The organism is Halomonas borealis (assembly GCF_004798905.1).
GTDB lineage: Bacteria > Pseudomonadota > Gammaproteobacteria > Pseudomonadales > Halomonadaceae > Halomonas > Halomonas borealis.
On the sequence record NZ_SDMO01000007.1, the window covers coordinates 1 to 23,762 of the forward strand.

General features: G+C 69.2%; 19 protein-coding genes. 1 reads left to right on the forward strand and 18 read right to left on the reverse strand.

The window, feature by feature from the left end; genetic code table 11:
• Positions 1-147 precede the first annotated feature (147 nt).
• The 18 genes from ETC07_RS08470 to efp all read right to left on the reverse strand — a co-directional run bounded on the left by ETC07_RS08470 (position 148) and on the right by efp (position 22,576).
• A complete protein-coding gene (locus tag ETC07_RS08470) occupies positions 148-435 on the reverse strand; it encodes a type VI secretion system PAAR protein (protein WP_136248078.1) in 288 nt (95 codons plus the stop codon).
• Positions 436-466: 31 nt separating this feature from the next.
• Complete coding sequence (locus ETC07_RS08475) at positions 467-1,081, reverse strand: GNAT family N-acetyltransferase (protein WP_136248079.1); 615 nt, start codon at positions 1,079-1,081, stop codon at positions 467-469.
• 4 nt (positions 1,082-1,085) lie between these two features.
• Positions 1,086-4,718, reverse strand: coding sequence for a type VI secretion system membrane subunit TssM (gene tssM, locus ETC07_RS08480; RefSeq protein WP_136248080.1), 3,633 nt, complete (start codon positions 4,716-4,718; stop codon positions 1,086-1,088).
• 46 nt (positions 4,719-4,764) lie between these two features.
• Positions 4,765-6,192: a type VI secretion system protein TssA gene (gene tssA / locus ETC07_RS08485; RefSeq protein WP_136248081.1), complete on the reverse strand. Its 1,428-nt coding sequence runs from the start codon at positions 6,190-6,192 to the stop codon at positions 4,765-4,767.
• A 10-nt stretch (positions 6,193-6,202) separates the two neighbouring features.
• A complete protein-coding gene (gene vasI, locus ETC07_RS08490; protein WP_136248082.1) occupies positions 6,203-6,868 on the reverse strand; it encodes a type VI secretion system-associated protein VasI in 666 nt (221 codons plus the stop codon).
• Complete coding sequence (locus tag ETC07_RS08495; RefSeq protein WP_240724597.1) at positions 6,865-8,460, reverse strand: sigma-54 interaction domain-containing protein; 1,596 nt, start codon at positions 8,458-8,460, stop codon at positions 6,865-6,867. Before ETC07_RS08495 ends, vasI begins: the two co-directional genes overlap by 4 nt.
• A gap of 1 nt (position 8,461) precedes the next feature.
• Entirely contained in the window at positions 8,462-11,068 is a 2,607-nt protein-coding gene (gene tssH, locus ETC07_RS08500) for a type VI secretion system ATPase TssH (RefSeq protein WP_136248084.1), read from the reverse strand.
• Between the two features lie 51 nt (positions 11,069-11,119).
• Complete coding sequence (icmH, locus tag ETC07_RS08505) at positions 11,120-11,932, reverse strand: type IVB secretion system protein IcmH/DotU (RefSeq protein ID WP_136248085.1); 813 nt, start codon at positions 11,930-11,932, stop codon at positions 11,120-11,122.
• Between the two features lie 3 nt (positions 11,933-11,935).
• The gene (gene tssK, locus ETC07_RS08510; protein ID WP_136248086.1) at positions 11,936-13,270 is read right to left on the reverse strand and encodes a type VI secretion system baseplate subunit TssK; all 1,335 of its coding nucleotides are present in this window, start codon (positions 13,268-13,270) and stop codon (positions 11,936-11,938) included.
• Complete coding sequence (gene tssJ / locus ETC07_RS08515) at positions 13,270-13,824, reverse strand: type VI secretion system lipoprotein TssJ (protein ID WP_136248087.1); 555 nt, start codon at positions 13,822-13,824, stop codon at positions 13,270-13,272. Before tssJ ends, tssK begins: the two co-directional genes overlap by 1 nt.
• The gene (tagH, locus tag ETC07_RS08520; RefSeq protein WP_136248088.1) at positions 13,821-15,143 is read right to left on the reverse strand and encodes a type VI secretion system-associated FHA domain protein TagH; all 1,323 of its coding nucleotides are present in this window, start codon (positions 15,141-15,143) and stop codon (positions 13,821-13,823) included. Before tagH ends, tssJ begins: the two co-directional genes overlap by 4 nt.
• A 5-nt stretch (positions 15,144-15,148) precedes the next feature.
• Positions 15,149-16,168 carry a type VI secretion system baseplate subunit TssG gene (gene tssG, locus ETC07_RS08525; RefSeq protein ID WP_136248089.1) on the reverse strand — a complete coding sequence of 340 codons (1,020 nt, stop codon included), beginning with the start codon at positions 16,166-16,168 and terminating at the stop codon, positions 15,149-15,151.
• Positions 16,132-17,895, reverse strand: a complete 1,764-nt coding sequence (gene tssF / locus ETC07_RS08530) for a type VI secretion system baseplate subunit TssF (RefSeq protein ID WP_136248090.1) — start codon at positions 17,893-17,895, stop codon at positions 16,132-16,134. Before tssF ends, tssG begins: the two co-directional genes overlap by 37 nt.
• Positions 17,896-17,902: 7 nt before the next feature.
• The gene (gene tssE / locus ETC07_RS08535) at positions 17,903-18,337 is read right to left on the reverse strand and encodes a type VI secretion system baseplate subunit TssE (RefSeq protein WP_136248091.1); all 435 of its coding nucleotides are present in this window, start codon (positions 18,335-18,337) and stop codon (positions 17,903-17,905) included.
• A 4-nt stretch (positions 18,338-18,341) separates the two neighbouring features.
• Positions 18,342-19,826 carry a type VI secretion system contractile sheath large subunit gene (gene tssC, locus ETC07_RS08540; protein ID WP_136248092.1) on the reverse strand — a complete coding sequence of 495 codons (1,485 nt, stop codon included), beginning with the start codon at positions 19,824-19,826 and terminating at the stop codon, positions 18,342-18,344.
• Positions 19,827-19,855: 29 nt separating this feature from the next.
• Positions 19,856-20,374 carry a type VI secretion system contractile sheath small subunit gene (gene tssB, locus ETC07_RS08545; protein ID WP_136248093.1) on the reverse strand — a complete coding sequence of 173 codons (519 nt, stop codon included), beginning with the start codon at positions 20,372-20,374 and terminating at the stop codon, positions 19,856-19,858.
• Between the two features lie 440 nt (positions 20,375-20,814).
• The gene (epmA, locus tag ETC07_RS08550) at positions 20,815-21,789 is read right to left on the reverse strand and encodes an EF-P lysine aminoacylase EpmA (RefSeq protein WP_136248094.1); all 975 of its coding nucleotides are present in this window, start codon (positions 21,787-21,789) and stop codon (positions 20,815-20,817) included.
• A 220-nt stretch (positions 21,790-22,009) separates the two neighbouring features.
• Positions 22,010-22,576: an elongation factor P gene (gene efp / locus ETC07_RS08555; RefSeq protein ID WP_136248095.1), complete on the reverse strand. Its 567-nt coding sequence runs from the start codon at positions 22,574-22,576 to the stop codon at positions 22,010-22,012.
• 108 nt (positions 22,577-22,684) lie between these two features.
• Here efp and epmB point away from each other — a divergent pair, with 108 nt between their 5' ends.
• The gene (epmB, locus tag ETC07_RS08560) at positions 22,685-23,710 is read left to right on the forward strand and encodes an EF-P beta-lysylation protein EpmB (protein ID WP_136248096.1); all 1,026 of its coding nucleotides are present in this window, start codon (positions 22,685-22,687) and stop codon (positions 23,708-23,710) included.
• Positions 23,711-23,762: the final 52 nt, after the last annotated feature.

Here is a 23,762-nt window from a genome sequence, read left to right on the forward strand (position 1 = left end):
GCGCGGCTGGCGAAACGCACCCGCAGGTGGAAGGGCGCCGACAGCGCCTCCTCATGGGTGAAGTCGATCACCGCCGGATCGGCGTCGCCCTCGGCATCGATGCCGGTGAGGCTCAGGGTGAACTGTAGTCCGCTACGATCGGCCATGTCAGCTGCCCTCCCCGCTGGCACTACCGATCACCACGCCACCGCAGTCCACCGCGTGATCGGTGAGCGCCACCGGTATGCCATCGACCAGAATGCTGCCCGAGCCGCCGGCGATGGCCCGCGGGTGCTGGCTGTGGTTCGGCTTGTCGTGAGGGGCCAGGGGATCGCCCTGGCGGGCCACCGGCTTGCCATCGATCATCACCGTGGGGCTGCCGGCGGTCACCGGCGTGGGGGGAAAGCCCTCGTGGTCGGTCCCGATATCCCCCAACAATACGAACTTGCGTCCCATGCGTCGTCCTCCTGCCGATGCGCGGCGCCGTTCAGGCGCCGTGCTTACGTTCGCGTTGATCGTTCCACTGCGCGGGGGCCTCGAAGCTGGCCACCCCGCCGGCGTCCACGTGCATGCGCTGGAAGCCGGCCGCCTCCAGGCTGGCCGGCGCCGCCCCAGTCAGCGGCATCCGGGTCTTGAGCGGCGTACCGCGTAATTCACGCCGGGCGGCCATCAGCAGCCGGGCGCCATGGCCACGGCCCTGCCACTGCGGTGCGATGAAGAAGAAGCGTAGCTGCCAGGCGGCCTCGTCATCGCGGCGGCACACCAGCAGCATGCCGAGCACCGGCCCGTCGCCGTGACGCAGCGCCAGCAAGCGGCCCTGCCAGTGTGCCACCTGCCCCGCCTCGCGCTGCAGCCAGAGCCCGCGATGGACCACGAACTCCAGCGAGCGACGCAGGGTCTCGAGGCGTGCCTCGTCGCGCAGCACCCAGGGAGAGAGCCCCTCCCCCTCGGCGCGCCGGGCGGCCTCGAGCAGCAACGCGACATCGTCCTCGCCGGCATCCACCAGCTCCGGGGCCGCGTCCTGCGGCGCGGGCTTGGCGCCGGCTGTTTCCCCGGGCGCGGCGTCGGCCGCGCCCAACCAGCGTTTCAGCGTCGTCAGCATCGCCCTACCCTCCTTCCGCGTAGAGGGCCGTGGGCAGACGGAAGCCCGCCACCAGCGGCCGGGTGAAGGGGTTTCGCGGCCCGTCGGCGATCAGCCGATAACGCATGCTGCCGCCATCGACCTCGAAGCTGATCTCCAGCTCGCGCTCGCCGGCGCCGGTGAGCTGGGCCTCGTCGAGCAGACGGAACCAGGCCCAGGGGCCGTCGCGACGCAGGGTGCGCGGCGAGTGATTGACCTGGCTCGGCACCAGGGTGACGCGGCTCTCGTTGCTGTCGCGCAGGCCGTTGGGCCAGATCATCGGCACCCGGCGGCTGGCGCCGTGGGCGTAGTCGATCAACTGGCCGTCGACGCTGATCACCCCGCGGCGCCTGTCGGCGCTCAGGCTCAGCGGCTCCAGGCTGAAGGCCACGTCGAGCACGCCGTCACGGTTGAGGTAGGCCTCGCGGATGCGCTCGGCTCGCTGCACGGCATCGAGCACCCCCTGGCGCAGCAGGGAATCGCCCTCGGCGTTGCGCAGGGCCTCCGGCGCGCCTTCGATGAAGGGCTGGAGGTTACGCTGATAGAAGGTGTCGAGGGTGCCGTCCGGGGCGAAGAATTCCTCGAAGTCGGCCAGTGCCACCTCGCGAGAGGCCTGGGGCGAGAGCGGATAACGGCCGGCCAGGCGCTGCTGGAAGGGCACCACGACCTCGTCCATCCACTGGCTTTCCAGGTGGCGTACCGCGCTGGCCATCAGCAGCTGCCAGCTCTGGTCGGCCAGGCTGTCGAGCATGCCGCCCACCGGCGCCGGGGCATCCTCGGCGATGCGCTGCAGCCGGGCGATGGGGTCCTCACCCTGCAGCGAGAGTCGGTCACGCGCCAGCAGGAAGGCCCGCTGGCCACGGTTGCTGGCCTCGTCGACCTGGCGCAGGTAATCGCGCAGCTCGGCAATCGCGGCCTTGATCTCGTCGAGGTTGGAGGGATTGTCGCCCCGCGCCTCGCTGAGCTCGTTGAGCGCGCTGAAGTGGCGCGCGATCTCGCTGGCCAGATCGTAACGCGGCGACTGCTGCAGGGCCTGACGGGCCGCCTCGTCGTCTTCCGGCAGTTGCGGATAGAGCTGGGTCTGCTCGCTCACCTCGCCGAGCAGGCGATCCAGCGGGCGGCTGGCCCCCAGCAGGCCGTCGGCGACCACCACCGCCTGATGGAGGTCGGGCAGCGGCACCAGGCGGATATCGGCCAGCGCCTCGCGCCAGGTGACGTGGTAGTCGCTGATGTAGCGCTCGCGCAGGGCATCCTGCAGGCGGCGACGATCGGCCTCGCTGAAGTCGATGTCGTCACGCTGGCCGAGCACCCAGGTGTCGATCAGGGCCAGCTCGGTGGCCTTATCCAGCCGGTCGAGGAAGTAGCCCTCGAAGCCGTTGCGGGTCAGCAGGCCCGGAATACGCACCTGCTCGGCGTCGTCGTTGCGCGCCATGAACACCAGGCTGAAGGCCGGGCCGACGCTCGAGCGCAGGTCCATCGGGGCGGCGCTGCCCTGCGAGATGCCGGCCTTGAGCGAGGCATAGACCCGCTCGGCCATGGGCTGGCGGGCGAGCTCGCGCTGAGCCGCCGCGATGCTGCCCTCGAGCGGCGCCATGGCCTCGCGGGCACCGGGTTCGTCGGCCTCGACATGCCCCGCCAGGTCGGTATAGGCCAGGGCGTAGTCGAGGTGCGAAAGCAGGCGGCGCTGGACATCCCCACGGCCGGGGAAGGCCTCCTGCCAGCGGTCTTCCATGAAGTCGTGGACGCGCTGGGCCTGGCGGCCGCTGGCATCGGCCATCATGCGCAGGATACGCAGCAGCGCCAGCTTGTCGTTGCTGCCCTCCGGGGCGCGGTTCATGTCGTCCATGATGCCGATCATCAGCGCCGGCAGGAACTGCTGCTCGAGCAGGCGCAGGTAGGCGTTGTCGACCTCGACGCCCAGCTCGTGGCCCTGGTAGAGACCCATGTCGGCCAGCAGCCAGGGGCGCGAACGGTAGTCGCCGAACTCCTGGGTGGCACCCAGCAGCCGGTCCAGCGGCTCGAGCAGTGCCTTGCCGGTGGGGTCGTCGCTCTGCCAGTTGCCGGGGCGCACGGCGAGGAAGGCCTCGGCCTTGTCTTCCACCGCCGCCAGGGCCTGGCCGTTCTTCTCATAGAAGTGGTACCAGCCGCCGACCAGCGCCGCGCCGACGAACAGGCAGGCCAGGGAACTGACGCTGCGCACCCGCCGCCGTCGGCGCGCCGCCCGGGCGTTGTCGCCGGCCAGTCCCGATTCCGGGTAGATGATGCGTTCGAACAGCTCCTCGGTGAAGTAGAGCGCCGAGCGGGTCGCCCGATGGGCCGGCTGGACGCCATCGTTCATGCCATAGCGCCGTGCGGCGGCATCGACGAAGGGGTCCTCCGGCACGCCCTGCTGGTAGACCGAGGTGAAGTAGGCGCCGCGCACCAGCGCCGCGGTGGAGAAGCGGTCGCTGGACAACGCCTCGCCGACGAAGCCCAGCAGCACGTCACGCAGGCCGGCCAGCTGGCGCACGAAGCGGAACACCGCCTCGCGCTCGTCGCGGTCGCGGCACTCGGCGAGCAGCGTCGGCAGCGTCTGGTTGAGCCGCTCGAGCATGCCGTCGTAGGCCTCGGCGAACTCCGACTCCCAGCGGCCGGGCTTGTCGAGCGACGCCGCCGAGAAGGTGAAGCCGAGCGGCGCCCGACGGGCGGCCCGGGAATAATGCCGGAAGAAGTCATCGAAGCCGTGCAGCAGGTCCATCTTGCTGAAGGTGACATAGACCGGCAGGCGGCTGCCGTGGCGCTCCATCAGCTCGCGCAGCCGCGCACGCAGCAGCGAGGCATAGGCCTTGCGCACCGCCACCTCGGCATCGCTGAGCCGCGCCAGGTCGAGCACCAGCACCACGCCGTCCAGCGGGCGCCGCGAGCGATGCCGCTCCAGCCAGTCGACGAAGTGATCCCACAGCCGGCTCTCCAGCTCGGCCGGCTCGCCGCCCTGCAGGGCGCCCTGGGTCAGCAGCTCGCCATCGGGATCGATCAGCACCGCCTTGTCGCCGATCCACCAGTCGAAGCCCAGCCGGCCGCGCTTGCCCTGGCCGGAGGCCTTCATCACGTGGGTCAGCGCGAAGTTCTGCCCCGAGCGATTGATCAGGCTGGTCTTGCCGGCATTCTCGACGCCCATGACCAGGTACCAGGGCAGCTTGTAGCGGGCATTGTGGCCGCCACCCAGGCTGTCGGTGAGCTCATGCAGGGTCGCGTCGAGGCTCTCCTCCTGACGCTCGATCTGGCCGAGCACCGGGTCCTGCTGACGCTGCTGCTCGTCATGGCGCTCGTCGTTCAGGGTGCGCAGGCGGCGCGCCAGGCGAATGCCCCACACCACCGCCACCACCCCGGCAAGCGCCAGGGTGGCCAACAGACGATTGACCCAAGGCCCCAGCGGGCGGCTATCGAAGGCCTGCCATTGCGGCCCCAGCCACCAGATCGCCACCAGCAGGGCGACCACCAGCAACCACCATAGCCAGGCGCCCAGGCGCTTCAGGCCCTTGGCCTTGTTGGCGTGCCCGCGCGCCTGGTTGAGCTGGCTGTCCGCCTGGGACATGCCCGGCACCCAGCGGCTCAGCCCCGCCTTTATTCGTCTCCACATGAGCCTTGCTCCCTCGTCCCTGTCGATTCCATCGGATCACCGTGATTCATGCCTCGAGCGCCGCCGCCAGCCGTGCCGGCAGGGCCGGTTCCCAGTGCTCCAGCTCGAGATTCGCCACGGCATCGTGCAATGCCTGATAGTGCTGACGGGCCAGGGCGGCGAGCCCGGCCTCGTGCAGCAGGTCGGCGCTGGCCAGGCGCCAATAGATGTTCTCGCGGGGCGAGGCGGTCGCCGCCAGCCCCTCGTCGAGCACCGCCAGCGCCGGCGCCAGCCCCTCCTCGGCGAGGCGCTCCCGGGCCGTTTCCAGTCCGGCCTGCCAGGGGTCGCCACCGCCCATCACCGCGGCCGGCGCCCCGGGGCCCGCCACGTCCGCCAGCCAGGTCTGCGTCTCGGCGTCGAGGAAGGCGGTGCCGTCGCTGAAGGTCAGCGCCTCGATGCCCGGCAGGCGGCCGATGAAGCGTGCCGTCTCGTCGCGGATCGCCTCGGCGCAGCGCGGATGCTCGAGCCGCCGCGCCACCTCGGCGCTCAAGCGATGCCCTTCCAGCCAGTAGGGGGCCAACGCCAGGCTGTTCTCGATGCGCCGCCAGTCATCCAGCGTCGGGCGCCCCGCCGCGGCCTCGCGATACTCCGCGATCCGATCGCCGGCCACCGGCGCAAGCTCGGTGCGCGCCCCGTCACGGGTCATCGGCAGCCCTTGAATGGCATGCCAGACCGCATGGCGACGCAGCCGGTAGCCCAGCGCCTCGCCGGGTGACTGCTCGTTGAGGAAATCGGCCATCTTGAGCAGCGCCTGACGATTGCCGCGATCGTTGCCGGACTCGAGCCGTGCCTCCGGGGCCCGAGCCGTCGCGGGCTCGGCCTCGGCCGAGGGCGTGGCGGTCGCCTCGCCGCCGGCGGCCTGCGGCGAGGAAGCGGGCGCGGGCGCCGATGCCGAGGGCGTGGCCTTCTCGAACAGGCGAGCCAGATCCGCCAACGGCTCGTCCGGCAACTCGTGGCCGGTCGCCCGCTCGCGTAGCCGGGCCAGCCCCTGGCGACAGGCGGCATGCTCCTCGGCGGCCCCCAGGAAATCCAGCCCTTCGGCGAGCGTCAACGCGCGCTGGGCGAACTGCTGGAACAGCTTGGGCCGGGCCCGCTTGCCACGCGGCCCGGCGAAGGGGTAGGCCTCCTCCCACCAGCCCTCGAGGGCGCCGGCCAGCAACTCCAGCGACAACGCGAATCGTGCCGGATCGCCGTCGTGCTGCAGGCAGTGCAGTAGGTGACCGAGCACCTTGAGATCCTTGCCGTGCTCGGCCAGCAGCCGCGCGGCCCGCGTCTCGGCGCCGTGCCAGTCGACCTCGCCGTGGCGCAGCGAGCCGACCTTCATCATCTCCTCGTCGAGCCAGTCGTAGTCCTCATGGTCGACGACCGGCTGCCCGACACCCTCGGCGATCGGGTCGAGCAACGCCGCGAGCTGGTGGTATTGGGTGATCTGCATGATGACTCCGTTACCAGCGACACATGGCGCGCAGCGGCTCGATCGCCGTGCGCCAGCCATCGAGATCGAAACGCAGCCCGTCGATGGCGGGCTGCTCGCTCGTCAGCCGCAACCGCTCGCCGCCGAGCAGGCGCTTCAGGGTACCGATGGCCGGCAGGCCCCGCCCGCCGCTGATCACATGGCCGTCGTCCAGCACCCGCCAGGTCTGCTCCAGGGTGGCGCCCTCGCCGTGCAGCGTGAGCGGCGCCCGCGAGGCCTCGATAGGGGCGTTCAGATGCAGCTGGAAACGGGTGATGGCGGCGTCGCAGCTGATCACCAGCAGCGGGCGCGGCGGCAGCGTGCCCAGTGCCGGCACGCTCATCAGCACCGTATCGGCGGTCTCGCCCACCCGCACGCCGAACGCGGCATCGTCCCGCCCGGCCTCCTGATCGGCGACCGCCTGCCACAACGGCGAGCGCGTCGGCGACGATTCGGCCACCCCCGAGCGCTCGAGGAACAGCGTGTCGTAGCACTCGAGCCGCCCCAGCCGGGAGGGCTGCTCGGCACACGCCTCGGCCGCCTGCAGGCGGGTGTCCTGAGCCGGGGTCGGGGCCGATGACAGCCCGGCGCCGAGCAGCAGGGCCAGGCCGGCCAGCCAGCGGGGGCGCGGGGCGGGAAGAAGGTCGATCGCGTTCATGGGCTATCCAGTTGCAGCAGTCGGCACTTGTGGGCCAGGGTCCGCTTGGGCAGGCCGAGGCTCTCGGCCGCCAGGGTACGGTTACCGTCGAAACGGGCCAGGCGCTGGCGGATCAGCGTCGCCTCGTAGTCGCGCAGCGCCCGACGCAGGTCGGCGACCTCCTCGTGGTCGGCCGCCGGGGTCGCGGCCGGCGCCGCAGCCTCGTCGTCGGCGGGTGGCGCCACGGCCTCGTCGGGCAAGGTCTCGGGGGCGATGTCCTCGCCGTCGTGGGTCATCGCGCAGGCGTAGTCGATGAGGTTTCTGAGCTCGCGCACGTTGCCGGGGAAGTCGCGCTCGGCGAGCGTGCGCAGCACCGCACGGCTCAGCCCCAGGTCCTCGCGCCCCTCACGCCGGCAGAAGTCGTCGATGAAGGCCTGGGTCAGCGCCGGGATATCGTCGCGGCGCTCACGCAGGGCGGGCAGCGTCAGCGGGAACTGGCCGAGGCGGTAGTACAGGTCGGCGCGGAAGGCACCCTCGCGGATGCGGCGATGCAACGGCTGATGAGTCGCCGCGACCAGTCGCAGGTCGACCCGCCGCTCACGGTCGTCACCCAGCGGGCGATAGCGCCCCGACTCCAGCACGCGCAGCAGCTTGGCCTGCAACGCCAGCGGCATGTCGCCGATCTCGTCGAGGAACAGGGTGCCGCCATCGGCCTCGCCGAACAGGCCTTCGCGGCTACGCTCGGCGCCGGAGAAGGCGCCCCGCGCGTGGCCGAACAGCTCGGCCTCGAGCAGGCTCTCGGGGATCGCCGCGCAATTGATCGCCAGGAAGGGGCCCGCGTGGCGCGCCGAGACCTCGTGGATGCCCCGCGCCACCAGCTCCTTGCCGGTGCCGGTTTCGCCCTGCAGCAACACCGCCAGGTTGGTCTCGGCGGCCCGCACCAGCTGGTCGCGCAAGGCGCGGATAGCCGACGACTCGCCGAGGATTCGCCGCCCGAGGCGTTCGCTGAGGGTGCGCCGGCGCGCGCCGTCGTTGAGCTCGGCCAGCGAGTCACGCAGGCGCGCCTGATGGCGGCGTTCGTCGTGCTGGCGGGCCAGCCAGGCCCACAGGCGGCACAACAGCGCCTCGAAGGCCTGGAAGTCGTCGCACTCACCGAGCGCCGCGATGCGCTCGGCGGGGCCGGCGAAGGCCAGCACGCCGAGCCATTCGCGCTTGCCATCGCGGGCACGCAGCGGTCGCACCGCCAGCCGCCAGGCCGCGGGCAGCCCGCCGATGGCCGCCTGGAAGGCCTCGTGGTCCAGCCGCGAGCGGGCCTCGCCGAGGCCCAGCACCAGCGGCCGACCGCCACGGATGGCATGGGCGTAGGGATGGCGGAAGTCATCACAGGCCAGGCGCGGCGCCTCGCCCTCCTCGCTCAGCCAGCGGCCGCTGGTATCCAGGCCGAGGCAGCGTGCCCAGGGCAGTGCCAGGCGCTCGCGCAGCAGCGTCACGGCGCGCCGACGCAGCTCGGCCGGCGAATCGCCCTCGACCAGCCGCAGCGCCTCAGCCATGCCGACCAGCGCCGGGCTCGGCGCGCACGCCTCGCCCCCTTCGAGCACGCCATCGCCTCTCACGTCACCCGACCTCCGCGGTGAAGCCCTGCGCGTCCACGCCGAGGGCGACATGGGTCACCGGCTCGTGACGCGCCAGGCGATCGAGCAACGCCCGCGATACCGGCGGCAGCAGCTCGCCGTCGATCACCGACTCGAGCATCCGGGCGCCGTTCTCGCTGCGCGTGGCGCGCTCGCAGATGGCCTCGGCCAACGCCGGCTCCAGCACCACCTCGGCCTGGCGGTGGCGATCACGGATGCGCCCGGCCAGGGTCTCGAGCTTGGCGGTGACGATGTCGTGGAGGATCTCCCGCGACAGCGGCAGGTAGGGAACCGTCTCCATGCGCGCCAGCAGCGCCGGCTTGAAGAAGTCGGCCAGCACCGGGTAGAGCGCCTCGTCCATCGCCGCGCGGTCGTCGGCATGACGCACCACGGCCTCATAGCCGAGGTTCGAGGTCATGAAGAACAGCACGTTCTTGCAGTCGATGGCGCGCCCTTCGCCGTCGGCCAGCTCGCCCTTGTCGAAGGCCTGATAGAAGAGGTTGAGCACGTCCGGGTGGGCCTTCTCGACCTCGTCGAGCAACACCACCGAGTAGGGCCGCTGGCGGATCGCCTCGGTCAGCAGGCCGCCCTCGCCGAAGCCCACGTAGCCGGGCGGCGAGCCGATCAGCCGCGAGACGGTGTGCTTCTCCTGGTACTCGGACATGTTGATGGTGGTCAGGAACTGACGGCCGCCATACAGGCGCTCGGCGATCTGCAGCACGGTCTCGGTCTTGCCCACGCCGCTGGGGCCGACCAACAGGAAGGCACCCAGCGGACGGCCGGGGCGGCGCAGGTCGGCGCGCGCGGTGAGCAGGTGGCGGTGCAGGCGCTCGATGGCCAGGTCCTGGCCCTTGACCTGCCGGCCCAGCTCCTCGGGCAGTTCGGTGAGGCGCGCCAGTTCGTCACGGGTCATGCGCTCCACCGGCACGCCGGTCCAGTCGCCGATCACCTGGGCGATCTGCGCCTCCTCGACGCTTGAGTTGACCAGCGCGAACTCGCTCTGCAGCTCGGCCAGGCGGGCCTCGTGCTCGGCCAGCGCCGCCGTCTGGCGCTCGCGGGCCTCGGCATCCTCGTGCTCGCCTGCGAGCAACCCGCGGTGTAGCGCCAGGATGGCGTCGACGGCGTCGCGCTGCTCGCGCCAGGCGGCCTCCAGGGTCGCGCGCTCCTCATCCAGGCCGGCCAGACGCTCGGCCAGGCCATCACGGTGCGCGGCATCGGGATGGCGACCCAGCAGCGCCTCGCGTTCTAGCTGGTCGTGTTCACGCCGGGCGGCCAGCTGCTCGCTCATCAGGTGGCTGAGCCGGCGCGGCGGGGTGTCCAGGGCCTGGGCCAGCCGCGTGCCGGCGGTATCCAGCACGTCGATGGCCTTGTCGGGCAGCTGCCGGCCGGCCAGGTAGCGCGCCGAGAGCTCGGCGGCGGCACGCAGGCCGCTGTCGCCGATCAGCACGCCGTGGGTCGACTCGTAGACGTCGCGCAGGCCACGCAGGATGACCAGCGCCTGCTCGACGTCCGGCTCGCCCAGGGCGACCGGCTGGAAACGCCGCGACAGCGCCGGGTCCTTCTCGATGTGCTTCTTGTACTCGCGCCAGGTGGTGGCGGCGATGGTACGCAGCTCGCCGCGGGCCAGCGCCGGCTTGAGCAGGTTGGCGGCGTCGGCGCCGCCCTCCGGGTTGCCGGCACCGATCAGGGTATGCGCCTCGTCGATGAACATCAGCGTCGGCACGGCCGCGTGCTTGACCTCCTCGATCACCGCCTTCAGGCGTTTCTCGAACTCGCCCTTGACCGAGGCCCCGGCCTGCAGCGCACCGAGATCCAACGATACCAGCTCCACGCCGGCCAGCGCCTCGGGCACTCGCCCTTCGACGATGCGCGACGCCAGGCCCTCGACCACGGCGCTCTTGCCGACCCCGGCGTCGCCGACCACGATCGGGTTGTTCTTGCGCCGCCGACCGAGGATGTCGAGCATCTGGTCGATCTCGGGGTCGCGGCACAGCACCGGGTCGAGCTCGCCGCGGCGCGCCTGCTCGGTCAGCGAGGTGGCGAAGCGCGCAAGCGCGCTGTCGTCGCCCGTCGGCGTCGGCGCGGCGGCCGCTCGCTCGCCTTCCGGCGCACCGGCCTCGGCGGAATCACCGGTCAACCGGGGGAAGTCGCGACGCAGCCGTTCGCGGTTGATGCCGGCCAACAGCCGCTCGCCCCGGGGGCCCAGGTAACGCTCGGCATGGTGCAGCAGGGCGGTGAAGATCACCCCGCTGCGCAGCTCGTGATGCCCGAACTCGGCGCTCGCCAGCAGCCAGGCATCCTGCAGCAGCTCGACCAGCAACGGCGAGAAGCTCGGCGTGGCCACCTCCAGGTCGCGGGGCGGGCGGGCATCCTCGGTGAGCGCACGGCGCAGCGTGTCGGGCGCGATATCCTCGCCGTCGAGCAGCACCCGCAGGTCGCACAAGGGCTGGTCGAGGAAGGCCAGCAACAGATGGGACACACCCACCTCGGGCGCCTGCTGTTCGGCGCACAGCGCCGCGGCGCCTTCGAGGCCCTGGCGGGCGATGGTGTTGAGTCGGCCGATCAGTGCCGATAGCTCTACCCTGAGCATGGTCTCTCCCGTGATGTCATAAGCGAAGCGGTTGTCCGAGCAGCCGAGCGGCTAGTCGATGATGCGTTCCAGCAGCAGGCCGAGCTGATCGGCCTGCTCCTCCAGCGACAAGGAGAAGCCGGCATAGACCACCGCCATGGCCAGGGCGAAGAGCGCGAAGATGCCCCACAGCGGCAGGCCATCGCCCTGGCGGCGCGCGGCGACGAGCACGTTGTCCAGCGGGCGGGTCAGGCCGTCCTCACCGGGCTCGTCGAGGGCCACCAGCTGGTCGCCCAGCTCGCGCAGCACCTGCTCGTATTCCTCGCGGCCATGCGGCATGACCTTGTAGCGGCCCTCGAAGCCCAGGCACAGGCACAGGTAGATGAAGGCCAGCAGGTCGCGGTAGCGACGCGGTTCCTGGCGCAGACGGGCGAGGATCGAGAAGACCTTCTCGCCGCCCCAGGTCTCGTTGTGGAAACGCGTCAGCAGCGAATGCCCCGCCCACTGACTCTGCTGGCCCCAGTCGGTGCTCATCACCGCTTCGTCGATGAACGAGCACAACACATAGCGATAGGCCAGCAGGGCCGGCCGGTCGTAGCCCTGCTCGGTCAGCTCGATCTCGATGGCGGCGATCTCGTCGACCACCTGGCGATAGAGGCGCTCGATGTCGTCGAGCCGCTCGAGCTGGCGGACCCTCACCACCATGCCGAGCAACGAGCTGGCGGCATCGACCAGCGGGTTGAGGTTGTGGCCACGCAGGCGAAACCAGTAGTCCTCATCGGCATCCAGGTGGCCGGCATGGCTATGGATCAGCCGTTCCAGGCCCTGGACGTCGATGCTGTCCTCGTGGCGACGGGCCGCGTCGCGGGTGGCGAGTTCGTTCATGGCTTAGCTCCTGATCGCCCAGAACTGCATGGCAAGTCCCGGGAAGTCGCCGGCGACGTGGAAGGCGAAGCCGCTGGCCCCGTTCAGCATGCTCCAGGCCTCGCTCTGGCGGTCGAGGCGGAAGTAGGTATAGCCGGCATGGAAGGGCAGCTGGCGCGGCGCCACCGGCAGCGGTTCGAGCGGAATGCCCGGCAGCTGCAGGCTGATGAGATCGCGGATGCGCTCGACGCTGGCCACCTTGGTCTGCTGCACGAACAGCTTGCGCAGGCGCTCCGGCGGCAGGTCCGCACTCACCGCGAGGATGAAATCGGCGTCGTCGAGCAGGCTGCGGTCGGCCAGGGTCGCGACCTTGAGCCCGAAGCGCCGCGACTGCAGCTCGATGGCCATGGCGCGCGGCTCGAGCACCGTCGACAGCGACTGGCGCAGGCTCTGCATCAGCGGCCGGAAGGCGGCGTCCGGGCGATCATGATCGTAGGCCGGGAACTCGGGCGGCAACCGCGACTCCGCGGTGAAGGTGGTCAGCTCGCAGCAGGTCTCGTGCATGTCGGCATACAGCCGCTCGGGATGCAGGTGGCCGAGCCGTGCCAGGTGTTGGAAACGCGGCTGGGCACGGTTGAGCGACTGCAACAACATGAAGTCGGCGACATCGGCGACCCCCGACTGATTGGGGGTGGCCAGGCGCTGCGCCAGGTTGCGCGCGCGCTCGCGCATCAGCCCGGCCATCTCACCGACGAAGCGCTGCAGCACCGGCGCCGCCTGGACGTTGAGCAGGGTCGGCAGGAAGGTCTCGTCGAGCACCAGGCTGCCATCCGGGCGCCGCTCGAGGATGCGCGCCACCGCCAGGCAGGCATAGGCACTGCGGTCCTCCTGCTCGAGCAGCAGCCGCGGGGCGACGCGCGCCAGGTCCAGGTCGGCCAGGTCGCCGACCCGGGAGTGCAGGTCACGCACGCCACGCGATTCGGCCCGATAGCGCGAAGGCAACGACGAGGTCTCCCAGTTCACCTCGGCGACGCCGTCGGTGGCCAGCGGCACGCCCAGGTAGACGACCTGGTTGGCCACCGAGGCATCGTCGATTTCCAGCGCCGGGGGCTCCAGATCGTCGTCGGGCAGGCGGAAGGGCGTGCCGTCGGGGAGCACGCCGCTGGCGTGGCTCAAGGCGATGCGCCCGAAGCTCAGATACTCGGTGTTGAGGGTCAGGGTCAGAAAGCCGTGCAGGTAGCCACCGACGCCGCGCAGGCGGGTATCGACCAGCCCTTCCAGGCTACGACGCTGCTGCTGGAAATGCTGAGGCTTGATGAACAGCCCCTCGCTCCAGACCACGGGATTGCGACTGGCCATCAGGTCTCTTTCCTCAGCGCGGCTTCGCGCTCCAGCAGGTGCACCAGCAGGTGGTAGTCGCGCCCTCGGGCGTCGACCTCCACCACCTTCTTCCACTGCGCCTGGTTGGGGCTGGCGTAGAAGGCGATGATGCCAATGTAACGAGTGTCTTCCTCGACCTCGAAGGGCTCGTAGAACTTGAACTGACCGGGCAACAGAGTGAAGTCGTCATGCGCCAGGTAGTTGGTGCCGAGCGCCTCCTCGAGATCCGCCTGCAGCTGGAAGTGATCGGCCGACATCAGCATCGAGTCGTCCTTGAGCTGCAGGATCTGGAAACGTAGCGGCGTGCCCTTGCCCTCGACATTGGGATTGATATTGGGGGCGGCCAGCATGCTCAGGTCGACCCGCGACGGGCGATCCTCCGGGTAGCCCACCGGGATCGAGGGATCCTTCAGTACCTGATAGGTCTTGTCGGCGGCCTCGAAGGTCGAGGCACAGCCGGCCAGCGTCACCAGCAGGCCGCCGAGTACCAGGCACCGCGCCAGCGACGCGGCCCCGGTCCAGCGGGGGATCATGCCTCCTCCCGCTGCTGGCGACGCAGCGACTGGTCGTAGGCCTGTTCGAAGACTTCCCAGAACAGCTTCTCGAAGCCTTGCTGACGGCCGGAGTTGAGCTCCTGGTAATAGTGGCGATACATCTCCCAGGCCCAACCGTTCTCGTCCTCGCCCTGGCGACCCGCCCCGCGATAGGCGTGGAAGCGCTTGAGCAGGGCGTCCGGCGAGAAGGCATCGAGGATCGAGCGCAGGCCACTACCGATGGCTTCCTCGATCGCCGCCTGGTGCTGCTGCTGATGCTCGAGGCATTCCGCCACCGCCGACGGCGCCGAGAGATGCACCGGGCTGCGCTGGGCGGAGAACAGCGTGGTCAGGGTCTGATCATAGGGCTGGCCGAGGCGCAGTGGGTTGTCCTCGATGGGCTGCAGGCGGCGATCGCGCAGCGGATAGCGGCTGCCGTCGTGGGACTGGTGCAGCGCCAGCAGGCCATCCACGGCGGCCTTGAGGGTACGCCCCGCCTCCTCGAGGAAGGCATGCTGCTCGGCGCTGTCGCGAAAGCGCAGCTCGCCACCCAGGGTCGTGAGCAGCGGCGAGGCGCCGATGTGGCCGCCCTCCCCTGCCGCCGGCTCCTGCCAGCGGTCCTCGAGCTGCTCGCCGACCGAGCGTTCCAGATCGTTCAACAGGCGTTCGTCCATGTCAGGGTCCTCGTAGCGTCGGTGACTCGGCGCGGCCGGTGCGCCGGCGGTAGCGCCCTGCCCATCCAGGGCATCGAGCAGTTCATGATGGTCGTCCTCGCCGGCGGTGCTCTCGTCGGCCAGCGCGGTCATGGGGTCCTGATGGCGCCGGGCCGGCGATGCCTCGCCCAGCGCCTCCAGGGGGTCGTGCTGGGGCCGCGGGACCACGGCGCTGGCCGGTGTCGGTTCCGCGCCGTCCAGCATGTCGTGTTCATCGTCGACCAGGGTCGCCAGCGGCTGCACCCCGGCGACATCGGCCTGGCGGTCGCCCAGATGCACCCGCAGGCGGTATTCGCCGACCTGCAGCTCGTCGCCATCGCGCAGCGCCACGCGGCGCTCGCGGCCGACCGGCAGGGTCGCTCGATTGACGAAGGTCCGGCCGCTGCGATCGATCAGGCAGAAACGCCCGTCCAGGCGCTGGATCTCGGCATGCCCGGGGCGTACCCGGCCGGCGTGGTCCTGCAGCAGCCAGTCGTCGCCCCCCGCACTGCCCAGGGTGCCGCCCTCGGCCGGGAAGACGTGGCTGCTGGTGGAACGACCCTCGAGCCGTTCGCTGTTGGTGACCACCAGGGTGATGGCCTGCTGCTGGGAGAGCGTCACGTTCATGGGGTTCACCGTGTCATCTGAATGCGTACCCGGCGGCGCCGGGCCGCCGCATCGGCCTCGGGCTTGACGAAGGTCGTCCAGCCCAGTTGGCAACTTCCCCCCTCGCCCAGGCGCATGGGGGTCACTTCGCGTTCCAGGAGCTCGAGCTCCAGGTCGTAGGCCAGGGGCTCGCGCAGCACGAACTCCATCAGCGTGCGCAGCGCCTGGTGGTCGCGACCATCGGGCAGGAAGTCGCGGAAGCGGCTCAGGTCCAGGCCGCGCAGGCAGAGCGCGAACTTGCCGCTGATGTCGTCGACCCGGCTGCCGACGACCATGTCCTCGCCCAGGGTCGAGCCACCGAGGCCGGTGCGGCTGCGCTGGTCGGGCGGAATCTCGACCCAGCGATGCACCCAGGACTCGACCTCGACCCCGTCGAGGTCGAAGCAGTGGCCGACGATGCCCGCCACCACGTCCGGCGAGCGTGAACGACCGGCCAGCAGGCCGGCGTAGGCCAGCATCTTGCTCCAGTTGATCGGCGTCTCGCCGCGCAGCCGCTCGTCGGCGAGCCCCACCAGGGCGAAGATCGCCGCCGAGAAACCATCCTCGGCGCCGTCCTGGTAGCGCACGTGATGGCGATACTTGCGCCAGCCACGATGCAACAGCGACAGCACCCGGTGGTTGAAGAGGTCCAGGAAGTCGCCGGCCGCGCCCTCGCGATGGGCCTCGGCGTGGGCCATCGCCTCCAGGTAGTAGCCGGGCAGCGGCGACTGGGCGCCCTGCAGCCCCAGGAAGCTGACACGCATGGTGTAGCGCCCGGCATCGAGGGGCGTGAGGGACACGATGTCGCTGCCCGGGAAGCCCAGCGATGCCGAGGCCTGGAAGCGCACCCGCTCGGCGGCCGGATCGGCCTCGCGGTCGCCCTCCAGGTCGTCGCCATGGTGCCGGTGGAGCAACTCCACCAGCTGGTAGAAATCGTAGCGCCGGGCCCTGTCGACCAGCGGAGCGAGCGCTACATCAGGGGCTGCTGGCCCGACTGCAAGGTCCATGCGTAGCGCTCACGGTTATGAAGATTGATGACGTGCAACTCGTGGAAGGAGTTGATGCTGGCGTACAACGAGAAGAACCGGGACAGCACGCTCGAGAACAGGAACAGGCTGCCCTCGTCGCCGAAGGCCTCCTGGTCCAGGGTCATCTCGGAACGCAGCCCGCGCACCGGCAGCCCGCGGTACAGCCGGTCCACCGGCTGGGTCTGGATGTCGATGATGCCGGCCAGACGCTTCTGGGCGATGCGCTCGGCCTGGCGGTCGACCAGCGCGCGGAAGTCGTAGACCCGCAACACCGAGCACAGCGCATCGCGGTCGAGCAGCGATAGATAGTTCAGCGACAGGTTGGAGATCAACGTCCACAGCAGGCTGCCGTCCAGGGTCGGCCGCATCGCCGGGGTCGGCCTGGTGATGTTGCGAAACTCGGCGAAGGCCGGGCTGTCTTCGGTGGGCACGCAGATATCGCCCACCGCCAGCCGCTCGGGCAGCTCGCGGTTGCTGCAGGTCAGGCTCAGCGAGATGGTCTCGCGCAGCCCCAGGCAGGCCTGCTCGTCGCCGCGCACGAAGCCGATGTCATGGTCGAAGCCATCGCCACGCAGGCTGTCGCGGACCCGCACCCGGTAGTAGCGCGCCTCGCGGTTGCGGTCGCGCTCGATCTGGTGCTCGAAGCTCTCGAACGGCACATAGCGACGCGGCTCGCCGCGAATGCGGCCGCTCTCGCTTTCCAACCAGCCCTCCACGCGGTCGACGCTGAACACTTCAAAGTGCGACGGAAAGCGGCTGCTGGGGCGAATGCGGTATTCGCTGCGCTCGCCGCTGAGATCCACCGGATCGGCGTCGTGATCGAAGAGATTGATCGCCGGGGTGCAGTACAACGCCAGGCTCGCGTCGCTCACCCGGGCGTCCGCCGGCAGGGTGCGCGAGAAGGTGAAGCGCAGCGTCACGCGCTCGGCCGCACGCGCCGGCAGGAATTCCCCCAGGCGCTGCAGGTCGAAGAACTGGAAGGCCTCGGGGAAACACAGGTATTCCTGCAGGATGCGATAGCCCTGATAGACGTTGCGCGGATACGGCAGCAAGGCATCCTCGGCGGCGAAGCCCACCGGCACCAACAGGCGCGTGGGCAACGCCATGCGCTGGCCGTCGACCTCCAGCTCGAGGCCGGCCAGGTAGTGGTTCAACCACAGGTAGAGGGTGCGGGCCGTGTAGCCGTTGCCGCCCAGGTGCAGGCGCAGATCATTCACGCCCAACGCATCGAGGGGCTGGTCGCTGTGCACCGCCAGGTCGAGCTCGACCACCGAGGCTTCCCGGGAATGATGGGCCGAGACGCCATCGTGGGCCAGCGGGTAGAGCGTCAGCTCGTGACAGGTGCGAAATCCGCAGGCCGTGCCTTCTACCTCGCGGCTGGACAGCGCCGTGCCGCGTGACACCGTCTGGGCGCCGCTCAGGCCATGCCAGTGCGGGGTGAACTGCATCACCGTCATGCTCGGCACCGGGCGCAGGTAGTTGGGCCACAGCATGCCGATCAGCGAATGAGTCAGTTCCGGAAACTCGTCGTCGACCTTCTCGCGCAACCGCCCGGACAGGAAGGCGAACCCCTCGAGCAGGCGCTCGACGTCGGGATCGGTGCTCTGCTCGGACAGGAAGCGACTGAGCCCAGGGTTGCTCTCGGCAAACTCTCGGCCCTGGCGCTTCAGGAAGTCCAGTTCGTCCCGGTAATAGCGGTTCAGCATATCGGTCTCAGTTCAGGCACTGGTAGCGCTTGTCGTTGAGCAACAGGTCGATGGTGGTCTGGGTCGACTCGCGGCCCATGTCCAGGGTCGCCTGGACCTGGAAATGCAGCTGCAGCGGGCTGCTGTCGTTGGGCAACGTCTCGACCTGGACGCGGCTCACCCGTGGCTCGAAGCGTTCGATGCATTCGCGGATGGCACGCTCGACCTTGAGCTCGAGGTCCAGCACCCCGAGCGTGGCGTCGTTGAAGTCGAGCAGACCCAGCGCCGGGGCACACTCGCTATGCCCCGGATGGCTGTTGAGCAGGTCGACCAGATGGCGCTTGATGGAGACCAGGGTGGCCTCGGCCGCCTCGTCGCCTGTCGGCGCCGGACGTGCCGGCGCCGACAGGCGTTCGAACAGCCGGGCGCCGGACGGTCCGCTTCGATCCCTGAAGGCGGTCATGAACTCAATCCTTGTCGAGGCGTCCCACCAGCGACAGCTCGAAGTTGGCGCCCATGTACTTGAAGTGCGGACGCACCGCCAGCGACACCTGATACCAGCCCGGATCGCCCTCGACGTCGGAGACCTGCACCGAGGCGGCGCGCAGCGGGCGACGGCTACGCACGTCGGCCGGCGGGTTCTCCTGGTCGGCGACGTACTGGCGGATCCAGGTGTTGAGCTCGCGCTCGAGGTCCTGGCGCTCCTTCCAGGAGCCGATCTGCTCGCGCTGCAGCACCTTGATGTAGTGGGCCAGGCGATTGACGATGAACATGTAGGGCAGCTGGGTGCCGAGCTTGTAGTTGGTCTCGGCCTCGCGCCCCTCGGGCGTGTTGGGGAAGGACTTGGGCTTCTGCACCGAGTTGGCGGAGAAGAAGGCGGCGTTGTCGCTGCCCTTGCGCATGGTCAGCGAGATGAAGCCTTCCTCGGCCATCTCGAATTCCCGCCGGTCGGTGATCAGCACCTCGGTGGGGATCTTGCTCTGCAGCTGCCCCAGCGCCTCGTAGGTGTGCACCGGCAGGTTCTCCACCGCCCCGCCACTCTGCGGACCGATGATGTTCGGGCACCAGCGGTACTTGGCGAAGCTGTCGTTCAGGCGCTCGGCGAGCAGGTAGGCGGTGTTGCCCCACAGGTAGTCGTCGTGGCTCTCGCTGACCGACTCCTCGTAATGGAAGGACTTGACCGGGTTCTCCACCGGATCATAGGGCATGCGCAGCAGGAAGCGCGGCGCGGTCAGCCCCAGGTAACGGGCATCCTCGGACTCGCGCAGGCTGCGCCAGCGGGCATACTTGGGCCCCTCGAAGATCGCCTTGAAGTCCTTGATGTTGGGCAGCTCCTCGAAGCTGTCGATGCCGAAGAAGCTCGGCGCCACCGAGGACAGGAAGGGCGCATGCGACATGGCCCCCACCGAGGCGGTGTACTGCAGAAGCTTGATGTCCGGCGTCGACGGCGTGAAGTCATAGTGGCCGATGATCGACGCCACCGGTTCACCACCGAACTGGCCGTATTCGGCCGCATAGACGTGCTGATAGAGCCCGCTCTGGCTGATCTCGGGGGCGAACTCGAAGTCCTCGAGCAGCTCCTCCTTGGTGGCATGCAGCACGTTGAGCTTGATGTTCTCGCGGAAATCGGTGCGATCGACCAGCAGCTTGAGGCCGCGCCAGGCCGATTCCAGCTGCTGGAACTCCTGGTCATGGATGACCTCGTCGACCTGATGGCCGATCTTGCGGTCGAGCTCGACGATCATGCGGTCGACGACCGACTTGTTGACCTGCTGCTGCTCATCGTTGCTCTTGAGCAGCTCACCGATGAAGGCCGCCACGCCCTGCTTGGCCACGTCGTAGCCTTCGTCGGCCGGCGCCATGCGGGTCTGGGCCATCACCTGATCGAGCAGGGAGACGTCTTCTTCGGTGCTCTCGGCCGCCTGGGCCTGGGATTGCTTGGATTCGCTCATGATGGGGCCTCGCCTCCGTGCGTGGGAAATCAGGAATCGCTCGTGGGGGATTCGTCGTCGAGCAGTTCGAGCTCGTTCAACAGCTGATCCCGAGCCTCCGGATTCTCGATCAGCGCCTGCAGGCGCTCGCGGAAGGCCGGCACGTTGCCCAGCGGGCCCTTGAGCGCGACCAGCGCCTCGCGCAGCTCGACCAGCTGACGCAGCTCGGGCACCTGGCGGGCCACGCTGTCCGGCGCAAAATCCTGCAGCGAGTTGAACTGCAGGTCGACACCCAGCTCGCGGCCGTCTTCCTCGGCCCCTTCCTCGAGGCGGTTCGGCACGCTGGTCTGCAGGCCGAGGCCGGCCTCGCGCATCACCGACTGGAAGTTGTTCTTATCCACCGAGACCGCCTCGCGCTCCTCGATGGACGCCTCCTCGGCGCCCCCCTTGAAGTCGCCGACCACCAGCAGCTTCTGGGGCAACTCGGTCTCGGCCTGCTGATCACCGGTAGCGGGCACGTACTTGATATTGATGCGCTCTTTGGGCGCAACGGACCCTTCTTTAGACATGGCGAACCTTCTCCCTGCGAATGACGACTCGAGTTGAGATTGCCCCAGCCCATCGACGCCGACCCGCTCGCTCGAGCGGATCGGCGCACGCAAACCTCGGCAAACGAACCTCGGCCCGCCGACTGGCGACAACAGCACCCATCGACAGGCTTGAAAAGAGGTCGCGAGGGTATCATCAATCCACACGGGGAAGCAGGTCGCCGACCGAACGGTCAGGAATGTTGCAGACCTGTATCAAGTCGCCATATAAGCCGTAAAAAAACGCGAACTTCTCTTAATGGCGCGAAAATTAGACACATATATGTGTGAATTTGTTAACAAACCTTCCGTGTAAGAGATATCGCACACAACTTTAGCCAAATCGCTGACAGCCCCCATGCCGACCATCGGCGATGGCGAGCCGCTCCCTCGCGACCGGCGGGCACGCCATGGCCAGGCCCTCAGGCGCGCGGCGTGGCGAAGGCCATCACCTCGGCCACGCTCGCCTTGGCGAGCGCCAGCTGAATGAGCCGATCGAGCCCCAGGGCCACACCGCTGCCCGCCGGCAGGCCGGCCTCGAGCGCCGCCAGCAGGCGCCGATCCACGTCGACCTCGGGTAGGCCCTGCGCCCGCCGTTCGGCGTTATCCTCATCGAAGCGGGCACGCTGCTCCTCGGCATCGGTGAGCTCGTCGTAGCCGTTGGCGAGCTCGAGCCCCTGGCGATAGGCCTCGAAGCGCGAGGCGACCCACTCGCCATCCTCCGGGTCGCGATGGCGCCGGGCCAGCGCCGCCTGGCTGGCCGGGTAGTCCTGCACCACGTCGATGCCCTCCCAGCCCAGCTGCGGCTCGATGACGAAGCTCATCAACAGGTCCAGGCAAGCGTCGCGAGGCGCCTGCGCCATGTCGAGCCCACCCCGCTCGGCGGCCAGACGGCGCAGGCCCGTCAGCGGCTCGCGGAAGGGGTCGAGTGCGAGGTAGTCGCGAAACAGCTCGCGATAGCGCCGGCACCGTACCGGCCCGGGATCCGACGACAACACCCTCCGGATCAGCGCGGCGGTCTCCGCGATCAGGCCCTCCAGGTCGAGGCCGGGGCGATACCACTCGAGCATGCTGAATTCGAGGTTATGGCGCCCGCCGACCTCGCCGTCGCGGACGCTGCGGGCGATCTGGAAGATCGGCCCGCTGCCCGCCGCCAGCAGCCGCTTCATGTGGAACTCCGGCGAGGTCTGCAGCCATAGTCGCTCGCGGCCGGCCGGCGTCGCGGCTTCACAAGACAGCGAGGCCAGTTGCACATCGGTGCTGCCACCGTGGCCCAGCACCGGTGTTTCCACCTCCCACACACCTCGCTCGGCGAAGAAGGCCCGCACCTCGCCGAGCAGGCGCGCCCGCTCGTGCAGCGTCGCGATCTCGGCGGTGGGCTGCCAATCAACCGTCATCGATATGTCTCCTGAGACAACAAAAGGCCACACCCGAGAGAGTGTGGCCTTCAAGTACAAGCACCCTATGCTCACTGAACGGTCGTGGCTCAGAGCGTCATGAGCGTAGATAAGACAAGGCGACACCAGGCGAGCCAGCGAAGTTGACGCTCGTCAATGAGCATGGCGAGCCTGATGTCAACGCCGTATCACCGAGCGCAATAACTCTGACGACGAACCGTCAAGCGCGGGAGACGTACTCGCCGGTACGCGTATCAACCTTCAGCACTTCACCCTGGTTGATGAACAGCGGCACGCGCACCACGGCGCCGGAGGACAGGGTGGCCGGCTTGGAGCCGCCCTGGGCGGTGTCGCCCTTGAGGCCGGGGTCGGTCTCGGTGACCTCGAGCTCGATGAAGTTCGGCGCGCTCACGACGATGGCCTTGTCGTCCCACAGGGTCACGGTGTAGACCACCTGCTCCTTGAGCCACTTGTCGGTGTCACCCAGCGCCTTCTTCTCAACGGCATACTGCTCGAAGGACCCGTCGGTCTGCATGAAGTACCACATGTCGCCGTCGGTATAGAGGTATTCCATGTCCAGCTCGAGGACATCGGCGCCTTCCAGGGAATCGCCGGACTTGAAGGTGCGCTCTCCGACGCGGCCGGTCATCAGGTTACGCAGCTTGACGCGGTTGAAGGCCTGGCCCTTGCCGGGTTTGACGTAGTCGTTTTCGAGGATGGCACAGGGGTCACCATCCAACATGACCTTCAGACCGCCCTTGAATTCGTTGGTAGAATAGTTCGCCATGATGATCGTTCCATATTCCAGCGCGCCGACGGCGAATGCCCCAGGCGCGAGCAAGCAAATGACAGTGGCCGAGGGGCAACCCCTCGCTCGCCTCGAAGTGTGCCCCGCATGATAACCCGAAGCCCGATTCCTTTGCAGTGCCGGCCCGCCACCCCCGAACCCGGCGCCTGGCAGGCGCAACTCGCCGGCGCGATCCGCGACCCGCGCGAACTGTGCCGACGCCTGGACCTCGACGCTGACTGGTGGCCCGGCGCCGAGTCCGGCCACGCCTTGTTCGAGGTGCGTGTGCCCGAGGCCTATCTCGCCCGCATCCGCCTGAGCGACCCGGCCGACCCGCTGCTGCGCCAGGTACTGCCGCTCGGCGAGGAAGCCGACGCCACGCCCGGCTACGTGGCCGACCCCCTCGAGGAGGCCGACCACACCCAACGCCGCGGCCTGATCCACAAGTACGCCGGCCGAGTGCTGCTGATCGCCAGCCCCGCCTGCGCGGTGAACTGCCGCTACTGTTTCCGGCGCCATTTCCCCTACGAGGAGAACGCGCCATCGCGCGCCCAGTGGCAGGAGACGCTCGCCTACCTGCACGACGACGACTCGATCGGCGAGGCCATCCTCTCCGGCGGCGACCCGCTGGCGGCCAGCGACCGCCAGCTCGCCTGGCTGGTGGAACGCCTCGAGGCCATCCCCCACCTCAAGCGGCTGCGCCTTCACACCCGGCTGCCGGTGGTGATCCCCGATCGCATCGACGGCGCCCTGCTCGACTGGCTGGGCGGCACGCGGCTGCAGAAGGTCATGGTGCTGCACATCAACCATGCCCAGGAGATCGACGAGCCGGTGATCGAGGCCTGCCGCCGGCTGCAGGCGGCAGGCGTGACGCTGCTCAACCAGAGCGTGCTGCTGCGCGGCGTCAACGACGATGCGGCGACCCTGGCCGCGCTCTCCGAGCGGCTGTTCGAGGCCGGCATCCTGCCCTACTACCTGCACGTGCTGGACCCGGTGAGCGGCGCCGCCCACTTCGACGTGCCCGACGACGAGGCCCGCGCGCTGGTCGCCGAGCTCAGGACACGGCTGCCCGGCTTCCTGATGCCGACGCTGGTGCGTGAGATCCCCGGCGAGGCCAGCAAGACGCCGCTCTAGACAGCCAAGCAGCAGCGTGAAACCGCTCGATGCAAACGCAAACCCCGAAGGC

Excerpts from the sequence above, each read along its gene's own strand:
- tssK (WP_136248086.1), bottom strand. The coding sequence starts at position 13,270 with ATGGCCAGTCGCAATCCCGTGGTCTGGAGCGAGGGGCTGTTCATCAAG.
- tssF (WP_136248090.1), bottom strand. The coding sequence starts at position 17,895 with ATGCTGAACCGCTATTACCGGGACGAACTGGACTTCCTGAAGCGCCAG.
- tssE (WP_136248091.1), bottom strand. The coding sequence starts at position 18,337 with ATGACCGCCTTCAGGGATCGAAGCGGACCGTCCGGCGCCCGGCTGTTC.
- icmH (WP_136248085.1), bottom strand. The coding sequence starts at position 11,932 with ATGAACGAACTCGCCACCCGCGACGCGGCCCGTCGCCACGAGGACAGC.
- tssB (WP_136248093.1), bottom strand. The coding sequence starts at position 20,374 with ATGTCTAAAGAAGGGTCCGTTGCGCCCAAAGAGCGCATCAATATCAAG.
- vasI (WP_136248082.1), bottom strand. The coding sequence starts at position 6,868 with ATGAACGCGATCGACCTTCTTCCCGCCCCGCGCCCCCGCTGGCTGGCC.
- ETC07_RS08475 (WP_136248079.1), bottom strand. The coding sequence starts at position 1,081 with ATGCTGACGACGCTGAAACGCTGGTTGGGCGCGGCCGACGCCGCGCCC.
- tssG (WP_136248089.1), bottom strand. The coding sequence starts at position 16,168 with ATGGACCTTGCAGTCGGGCCAGCAGCCCCTGATGTAGCGCTCGCTCCG.
- tagH (WP_136248088.1), bottom strand. The coding sequence starts at position 15,143 with ATGAACGTGACGCTCTCCCAGCAGCAGGCCATCACCCTGGTGGTCACC.
- tssJ (WP_136248087.1), bottom strand. The coding sequence starts at position 13,824 with ATGATCCCCCGCTGGACCGGGGCCGCGTCGCTGGCGCGGTGCCTGGTA.
- tssA (WP_136248081.1), bottom strand. The coding sequence starts at position 6,192 with ATGCAGATCACCCAATACCACCAGCTCGCGGCGTTGCTCGACCCGATC.
- tssH (WP_136248084.1), bottom strand. The coding sequence starts at position 11,068 with ATGCTCAGGGTAGAGCTATCGGCACTGATCGGCCGACTCAACACCATC.
- tssM (WP_136248080.1), bottom strand. The coding sequence starts at position 4,718 with ATGTGGAGACGAATAAAGGCGGGGCTGAGCCGCTGGGTGCCGGGCATG.
- ETC07_RS08470 (WP_136248078.1), bottom strand. The coding sequence starts at position 435 with ATGGGACGCAAGTTCGTATTGTTGGGGGATATCGGGACCGACCACGAG.
- epmA (WP_136248094.1), bottom strand. The coding sequence starts at position 21,789 with ATGACGGTTGATTGGCAGCCCACCGCCGAGATCGCGACGCTGCACGAG.
- efp (WP_136248095.1), bottom strand. The coding sequence starts at position 22,576 with ATGGCGAACTATTCTACCAACGAATTCAAGGGCGGTCTGAAGGTCATG.
- tssC (WP_136248092.1), bottom strand. The coding sequence starts at position 19,826 with ATGAGCGAATCCAAGCAATCCCAGGCCCAGGCGGCCGAGAGCACCGAA.
- epmB (WP_136248096.1), top strand. The coding sequence starts at position 22,685 with ATGATAACCCGAAGCCCGATTCCTTTGCAGTGCCGGCCCGCCACCCCC.